Genomic DNA, 7,359 nt, shown 5'->3' with positions numbered 1-7,359 from the left:
ACGGGCGACCACCCGGCCGGCCTGCGCCTGGCGCCGCTCGTGACCGACGCGCCCGGCGCGCGCCAGGACCGGCGCGCCTGCTGCGGCACGATGAACCTGGCCGAATACTACGATGTCGAACGCGTGCTGCAGGCGGAGGCGGACGCCCTCGCGCTGAGCGAACCGGTCGCGGATCGCGTTGACGACGGCCTGCGGTTTGCCGTCCTCGAAGGCCAGGCGCAGCATCTCGTTGGCCACGTCGGCGAACGTGGCGGCCGTGTCGGGGGCGGCCATCAGCGCGCGCAGCACGAGTCCGCGCAGCCATCCGGCCACGCGGTGCAGGACGCTGGCGCAATCTTCCAGCGCGGGATCGCGCTCGAGGGCGAACACGTCGGCCAGGATGTCGTAGACGGCGCCCGTGAACACCTGCGAGATCGCGTGCACCTCGGTCCCGGCTTCGGACAGGGTGAGGTCGTTGTCGGCATTGCGCAGCCCGGTCGTACTGCCCAGGGCGAGGCCGAACTGCTCGGCGATGTCGGCCAGGAAGGTCTTGTCGTGCAGGTGCGCCTTGGTCTGGGCGATGACGGCCTCGCACTGGTCGAGCTGGGACAGCGCGAGGAAGATCGCCGTCAGGTCGCCGAACGATTCGTGCAGGCCGCCCGTCTGCGGCGGATTGTCGGCCAGCAGCCATTGCGGCTTGAGGCCGTCCAGCACGGCGTGGCCCGTTTCGTGCGAGACGATGTCGAACGAGCGGCACGTGTACACGCGCGCGGTTTCTCCGGCGGGCACGAAGTCGCCGAACTTCAGGCACGCCTGCGCGCGGCTGTAATAGGCATTCATCACGTTCGGCAGGCCGTATGGCCAGACCTGCAGCGGCGCCGTGTCGACGCTGCTGTTCCATTGCCAGGGCAGGGGCATCGCGCTGCCGGCCGTCGACAGCGCGCGCTGGTACATCGTCAGGGTCTGGCGCACGACGGCGAACGTGTGGACGGCGTCGAACTGCGGCGTATCGGGCATCGTCACGAAGTCGCCGAAGGCGTTCGGCTCGACCGGCGGGATGCCGGCATCGCTCGAGGCAAGCACGATGCGCGCGTCGCGCGGACCGGCCAGCACGACGCCGGGCAGGAAGACCTTGCGCGTGCCGATCTCGTTCACCGACGGATCCTGCTTCCACATCAGCACGCGCGCGCCGGACGCGTAGGGCAGGGGCACATCACCCGGCTGGCTGCCTTCAAGTGCCGACGCGCTGCCGGGGCCGGATTGCGGCCGTGGCCGGCCCGGCTGGTCGAGCAGTTGCGCGGCCTTGCGGTGCTGGCGATACGAGGCGGTGGGCGTCGGCACGAAACCGACGGGGGGCTGGGTGGGCGTCGAATCCATGGTAATCCTCCTTGATGACACGAGGAATGGTCGCCCCTTGCCCAAGTTGGGTTTTGAGACTCATCAATTGATTATTCTCTAGGCAAGCGCTGGCCTTTGCGCCCATCAACTGGCATCATGGCGGGCTGTTTGCTTTGAATCAGTAAGGAAATCGAATGCCGGACATCAGCATCACCCAGCCGCACAGCCTGAGCCAGACCGACGCGCGCGCCGCCGCGCAAAAGGTGGCGGACAAGCTGGCCCGCGAATATGGCCTGACGTGCAAATGGGAAGGGGACGTGCTGCGTTTCGCCCGCAGCGGCGTGGAGGGGGCGCTCACGCTGGGCGAGCGCCAGGCCGCGTTGCGCATCAAGCTGGGGTTTTTGATGAGTGCTTTCGCGTCCCCCATCGAACAGAAGGTGGCGGAAAGCATGCGCAAGACGTTTAACGCTTGATTACTTCAGGTCTTCGATCAGGTCGACGTACTGTTGCATCGCTTCGTCCCGTGCCGTGCCTTTCAGCGCGGCCCACGCGTCGTACTTGGCGCGGCCGACCATGTCGGTGAAGCCGGGACGCTCGCCCGTGACGTCGCCGCTCGACCCCTGCTTGAACAATGCGTAGATCTTCAGCAGGGTCATGTTGTCCGGACGCTCGGGCAGGTTCTTCGAATCGATCTGGGCCTGGGCGAACTGTTCTTGCAAACTCATGGTAACTCCTTTGACGATGTGCGGGCATCTTAGCGCATCGTCATCGGAATCCCCGCTGATTTGGCCGGATTTTAGAAGCGTTGCTCGGTCATCAAACGGCGAGGAGCTCGACGTCGAAGATCAGCGTGGCATTCGGCGGAATCACGCCGCCGGCGCCGCGCGCGCCGTAGCCCAGGCTCGCCGGGATGATCAGGCGGCGCGCACCGCCCACCTTCATGCCCTGCACGCCTTCGTCCCAGCCGCGGATCACGTGGCCGGCGCCCAGCGGAAACTGGAACGGGTCGTTGCGATCCTTGCTGGAGTCGAACTTGACGCCGGTGCTGCCGTCGTCGTTCTGCAGCCAGCCGGTGTAGTGCACGGTCACGTAGTTGCCGGCCTTCGCTTCGGCGCCGCTGCCGACGACGGTGTCTTCGTATTGCAGGCCGGAATTCGTGGTGGTGATGGACATGGGTGTTCCTTGTTGTTCAGAGTGAAAGGCCGATTGTAGTCCATGACCTGTCAAAGCGCTATTAACGCTCTGTCCACTGTGTTGCGGCGGCGCGCCGCTTGCGTGCGATTCCATCGTTCTGCGCTTCGGAGCGTTCAAGTTTCCCCGTAGAATAAAGCTTCCTTCCACTGAGTCCGTCTCGTTCCATGCCGCGTCGCTTCTGCAAGTCCCTCATCTCTGGTTTCGCGTTGTTTTCGGTCATCCAGGCTGCCCACGCGAACGTCGTGGTCGTACTCAATTCGCGCGACGCCACCGTCCAGCTGCTCGACCAGAAGACGGGCGCCGACAACGGCACGTTCGCGGTCGGCAAGGAGCCCCATCACCTGATGGCCACGCCGGACAACAAGTCGGTCATCGTCGCCAGCTCCGCCGGCAACGAACTGATCTTCCTCGACCCCATTTCGGGCAAGGTGCAGCGCCGCCTGGCGGACGTGCTCGACCCGTACCAGATCGGCTTCTCGCCGGACCAGAAATGGTTCGTGTCGGCGTCGCTGCGCCTGGACCGCGTCGACGTCTACAAATACGAAGGCGGCAACCTGCTGCTCAGCAAGCGCCTGCCGCTCGCGCGCATGCCCAGCCACATCGCGTTCGACGCGGCCAGCACGACCGCGTTCGTGACGCAGCAGGGCAGCGACCAGGTCAGCGCCATCGACCTGAAGACGCAGACCGTCAAATGGACCCTCCCGGTCGGCAAGCTCCCGGCCGGCATCGCGATGACGCCGGACGACAAGTACCTGCTCGTCGGGATCATGGGCAGCGACTACGTCGAGGTGATCGACTGGCGCGCGCAGAAGACCGTCAAGCGCATCAAGACGGGCAACGGCGCCCACAACTTCCGCGCCCTCGGCGATCGCCGCCACGTGTTCGTGTCGAACCGCGTGCAGAACTCGATCAACATCATCGACCAGACCACGCTGGAAAACGTCGGCATGATCCCCGTACCGGGCGGTCCGGACTGCATGGAACTGACGAACGACGGCAAGACCTTGTGGGTGACGCTCCGCTGGATCAAGAAAGTCGCCGTGATCGACGTCGCCAGCCGCAAGGTCATCAAGATGATCCCCGTCGGCCGCTCGCCGCACGGGGTGTTCTTCGCCAACTCGGCGCCGCGGATGTGATGCTGCGTCTCGCCGCCGCCGCACTGCTGGCGGCCAGTTCCAGCGCGCATGCGGGTGACGCGCCCGCATGCAAGGGCACCGTCTACCTGACGTTCGACACGGGCAGCCAGTCGCAGGCCGAGCTGATCGCCGACACGCTGCGCCGCCACCACATCAAGGCGACGTTCTTCCTCGCCAACGAGAAAACGGTGCGCGGCGACTGGTCGCTCGATCCGTCGTGGGCGGACTACTGGAAGGCCCGCGTGGCGGAAGGTCATGCGTTCGGCAGCCACACGTTCGACCACGTGTATTTCCAGCGCGACGAGGCGGATGGCCGCATCGTCGTCAAGCCGCAGTTCGGCGCGCATGCGGGTCGGAAGCTCACCTGGACGCAGCAGCAGTACTGCGACGAACTGCGCCGCGTCGACACGCGCTTCGAACAGCTGACGGGCCGCCGCCTGGACCCGATCTTCCGTACGCCGGGCGGCCACAGCTCGCCCAACATCCTCGCGGCCGCGAAGGCATGCGGTTATCAACACGCGGGCTGGGCGCCGGCCGGATTCTCGGGCGACGAGACGTCCAGCGACAAATTCCCCAACGCGGTGTTGCTGAAGCGCGCACTGGACAACCTGAAGGATGGCGACATCTTCATGGCCCACATGGGCATCTGGTCGCGCAAGGACCCGTGGATGCCCGCGAACCTCGAACCGTTGATCTCCGGTCTCGAGCGCAAAGGCTTCTGTTTCGCTACACTGAGAGCGCATCCGGACTACCGATAAAAATATGATTCAGCATTTCCTCGATGGGTTCGCCTTCCTGCAGGGATGGCTGTTCGAGAACGCGGTCGAACCCGCAATGTTCGCCATGGGCCTCGGCGAATACATCGAAGACGCCTTCGAAGGCATCGAATGGTTCCTCGCCGGCCTGTGCGAAGTGGCCGCCCTGTACCTCGTGCTGCGGCCGCTGGAGGCGGTCATCCCGGCGCAGAAGATGACGGACCGCCGCGCGCGCTTCAACGATTTCATCTACACGCTGATCCACCGCCTCGGCTTCTTCGGCATGGCCGTGTTCTTCACGCTCGACCCGGTCATGGACGGCATGGCCGCGGCGCTGCGCATGGAAGGCGTCCGCCCGTTCAATCTGGAGAACCTGATGACGGGGTTCCACCCGCTCGCCAGCTTCCTCATGTACCTCGTCGTGCTGGACTTCTTCGATTACTGGTTCCACCGCGGCCAGCACAAGTTCCGCTGGTGGTGGGCCCTGCACAGCCTGCACCACAGCCAGCAGAACATGAATTTGTGGAGCGACGACCGCAACCACCTGCTGGACGATCTGCTGCGCGACGTCTACATGGCCGTCATCGCGCTGGCGATCGGCGTGGCGCCGAGCCAGTACGTGCTGCTCGTCTCCGTCTCGCGCGCGCTGCAAAGCCTGCAGCACGCGAACGTGCGCATCCACTTCGGCCGCCTGGGCGAGCGCCTGCTCGTGTCGCCGCGCTTCCACCGCACGCACCACGCCGTCGGCATCGGCCACGAATCGCAGGGGCGCGAGCTGGGCGGCTGCAATTTCGGCGTACTGCTGCCCGTCTGGGACCAGCTGTTCGGCACCGCCAACTTCGCGCCCGGCTGGCACGGCACGGGCGTGCGCGACCAGTTCGCGCGCACCAATCCTGATGGGAGTGTACGTCCCGCGCGCGACTACGGCCGCGGTTTCTGGCGCCAGCAGTGGCTCGGCCTCGTGCGCCTCGTCGAAGCCGGCAACCGGCGCAACGCGGCATGATGCGCCCCGTCGCCATTGCCTACGGCCGCGCGCTGCGCTCCCAGTTCTCGGGGCGCATGCTGCTGTTGTCCATCGTGCCGCTGCTGCTGTCGCTGGCGTTGTGGGGCGGCCTGCTGTACGCCGGCATGCAGCCGCTGCTGGACTGGCTGCACGCGGTCTTCGCCGACTACGGCCTGTTCGAGACGAGCGGCAGCATCCTCGCCACCCTGGGCCTCGGTTTCCTGAAAACGCTCGTGATCCCGCTCGTGGCGATGCTCGTGCTGCTGCCGCTGATGATCATCACGTCGCTGCTGTTCATCGGCGTGGGCGCGATGCCGGCCATCGCGCGCCACGTCAGCCGCGTGCAGTTCCCGACGCTCGAGCGGAAGGAGGGCGGCAGCTTCATGGGCAGCCTCGGCGTCAACCTGTCGGGCATCGTCGTGTTCGCGCTGCTGTGGCTCGTCACGCTGCCGTTGTACGCGCTGGCGCCCGTCGCCATCGTCGTGCAGGCCGTGTTGTGGGGCTGGCTGACGGCGCGCGTGATGGGGTACGACGCGCTGGCCATCCACGCCAGCCCGGAGGAACGGCGCACGATCATGCACGCGCGCAAGCGCTCCCTGCTACTGATCGGCACCGTGTCGGGCCTGCTGGGCGCGTTGCCGGGCGTCGCGTGGATCGGCGGCGCGCTGTTCTCCGTCGTGCTGTTCCCGTTCCTGGCCGTGCTGTCGATCTGGCTCTACCTCGTGATCTTCATTTTCACGGGCCTGTGGTTCCAGTACTTCTGCCTGCAGGCGCTGGCCGACGTCCGGGCCGGCCAGGTGTCCAAGGACGTGTAAAGCGCGTCAAGGCGTGCCGAGCGTGACGAGCACGAGGCGGCCCTGCGCGCCTTTCGCCTCGTTGACGGTGACGAGCACGCGTCCCTGCGGATCCTGGGCGATGGCCGTCACTTCCGCCACCGATGCATCGTCCAGGTTGCGCGCATAGCCGGGCAGCAGGGTCGACAGGTCCGTCCACGTCGTGCCGCCATCCTTCGACCAGGCCAGGTACGGCTTCTGCGTCGCCTTGTCGAAGCCGCCCGCGACGAGCGTGTCCGGCTTGCCCGCGAGGGCCAGCAAGTGCCGGATGTACGGGTAGTTCCCGCCGCCGCTGAGCGGATGCTGGATCACGAACTTGAACGACTTGCCGCCATCCTCGCTGCGCAGCAGGCCGCCCTCGACGCCGGCGAACACGCGCTGGGCGCCTGTCGCCTGGATGAATTGCACGTTGCGGTTTTCCAGTTCCGGCAAGGCGACGGGGAGGGCGTCGCGCGATGCGAGGCTGACGCCATCCGCAGCCAGCTGGTAGGCGCGCAGGAACGCGAAATCCAGCGGGCATTCGCCGCCGACGAGCAGGCGGTCGCCGACGATCTCGAACGCGGGATGGGTGCAGATGTCCTGGTCGAAGAAGCCGGTCAGCACGCGCCAATGGGCGCCGCCGTCGTTCGACGCGAGCACGTTCTGACCGCCGCCGGCATTCGTGTACAGGCGGTCGTTCACCCGTTTCAGCTCGTCCATCGACAACGTCGTGCACGTGCTGCCCACGCACGCTTTCAGGCCGGCGTCGCGCGGCACGAAGGTGGTCCGGTCGGCACTCAACGCGCACAGCGCGTGTTCGGGGCGCGCGTCCGGGCCCTTGTCGTACCAGGGCTGGAACAGCCACAGATCGGATCCCAGCATGCGCAACGATGGTGCGCGCAGGGGCCAGGTGCCGCCGTCTTCGCGCGCGAGGCCGCATTCGCCCAGCGCGACGCCGGTCCACGCGGAATCCGCCCGCAGCGGCAGGCTGGCATGGACCACGGCCGTGTCGGTGGTCGCGGTATTCGACAGCGACAGCCAGGCGCTGTCGCCACCGAAGGCGATGCTGTCGATGCCGCCGGCCGCTGTCGCCAGCACGTCGGCGCGCGCGGGTTGGGCGACCGGGGCCGTCGGCTGGGTGG

The 7,359-nt window shown here is 66.7% G+C and carries 9 protein-coding genes; 5 read left to right on the top strand and 4 right to left on the bottom strand.

Annotated elements, in window-relative coordinates; genetic code table 11:
* On the bottom strand, window positions 1-1,356 hold a 1,356-nt coding region (locus tag ACEN88_RS20355; RefSeq protein WP_413342461.1), incomplete at its 3' end, for a hypothetical protein.
* 155 nt (window positions 1,357-1,511) lie between these two features.
* Between ACEN88_RS20355 and ACEN88_RS20350 the strand changes: the two genes are divergently transcribed.
* Window positions 1,512-1,790 carry a polyhydroxyalkanoic acid system family protein gene (locus tag ACEN88_RS20350; protein WP_413342460.1) on the top strand — a complete coding sequence of 93 codons (279 nt, stop codon included), beginning with the start codon at window positions 1,512-1,514 and terminating at the stop codon, window positions 1,788-1,790.
* Here the strand turns inward: ACEN88_RS20350 and ACEN88_RS20345 are convergent, their stop codons facing one another.
* Both ACEN88_RS20345 and ACEN88_RS20340 read right to left on the bottom strand, forming a co-directional pair.
* Complete coding sequence (locus ACEN88_RS20345; protein ID WP_413342458.1) at window positions 1,791-2,042, bottom strand: acyl-CoA-binding protein; 252 nt, start codon at window positions 2,040-2,042, stop codon at window positions 1,791-1,793. It abuts the gene before it with no gap.
* A gap of 91 nt (window positions 2,043-2,133) precedes the next feature.
* On the bottom strand, window positions 2,134-2,490 hold the full coding sequence (locus ACEN88_RS20340; RefSeq protein WP_413342457.1) for an FKBP-type peptidyl-prolyl cis-trans isomerase: 357 nt from the start codon (window positions 2,488-2,490) through the stop codon (window positions 2,134-2,136).
* A 185-nt stretch (window positions 2,491-2,675) separates the two neighbouring features.
* On the opposite strand from ACEN88_RS20340, the gene ACEN88_RS20335 reads away from it, so the two are divergent.
* Genes ACEN88_RS20335 through ACEN88_RS20320 form a run of 4 tightly spaced genes read left to right on the top strand, consistent with a single transcriptional unit; the run spans window position 2,676 to window position 6,220 of the window.
* Window positions 2,676-3,647, top strand: a complete 972-nt coding sequence (locus tag ACEN88_RS20335) for a cytochrome D1 domain-containing protein (protein WP_413342455.1) — start codon at window positions 2,676-2,678, stop codon at window positions 3,645-3,647.
* Entirely contained in the window at window positions 3,647-4,405 is a 759-nt protein-coding gene (locus ACEN88_RS20330) for a polysaccharide deacetylase family protein (protein WP_413342453.1), read from the top strand. Before ACEN88_RS20335 ends, ACEN88_RS20330 begins: the two co-directional genes overlap by 1 nt.
* A gap of 4 nt (window positions 4,406-4,409) precedes the next feature.
* On the top strand, window positions 4,410-5,405 hold the full coding sequence (locus tag ACEN88_RS20325; protein ID WP_413342451.1) for a sterol desaturase family protein: 996 nt from the start codon (window positions 4,410-4,412) through the stop codon (window positions 5,403-5,405).
* Window positions 5,402-6,220 carry an EI24 domain-containing protein gene (locus ACEN88_RS20320; RefSeq protein ID WP_413342449.1) on the top strand — a complete coding sequence of 273 codons (819 nt, stop codon included), beginning with the start codon at window positions 5,402-5,404 and terminating at the stop codon, window positions 6,218-6,220. Before ACEN88_RS20325 ends, ACEN88_RS20320 begins: the two co-directional genes overlap by 4 nt.
* Window positions 6,221-6,226: 6 nt before the next feature.
* Here the strand turns inward: ACEN88_RS20320 and ACEN88_RS20315 are convergent.
* Window positions 6,227-7,359 (bottom strand): WD40/YVTN/BNR-like repeat-containing protein (locus tag ACEN88_RS20315; protein WP_413342447.1); only part of this gene is annotated, 1,133 nt, incomplete at its 5' end.

It is taken from the genome of Massilia sp. CT11-108, from assembly GCF_047302915.1.
GTDB classification, from domain to species: Bacteria; Pseudomonadota; Gammaproteobacteria; order Burkholderiales; family Burkholderiaceae_D; genus Telluria; species Telluria orientalis.
Note: the sequence above shows the minus strand (reverse complement) of the source record. Positions and strands in the feature narration are given on the sequence as shown.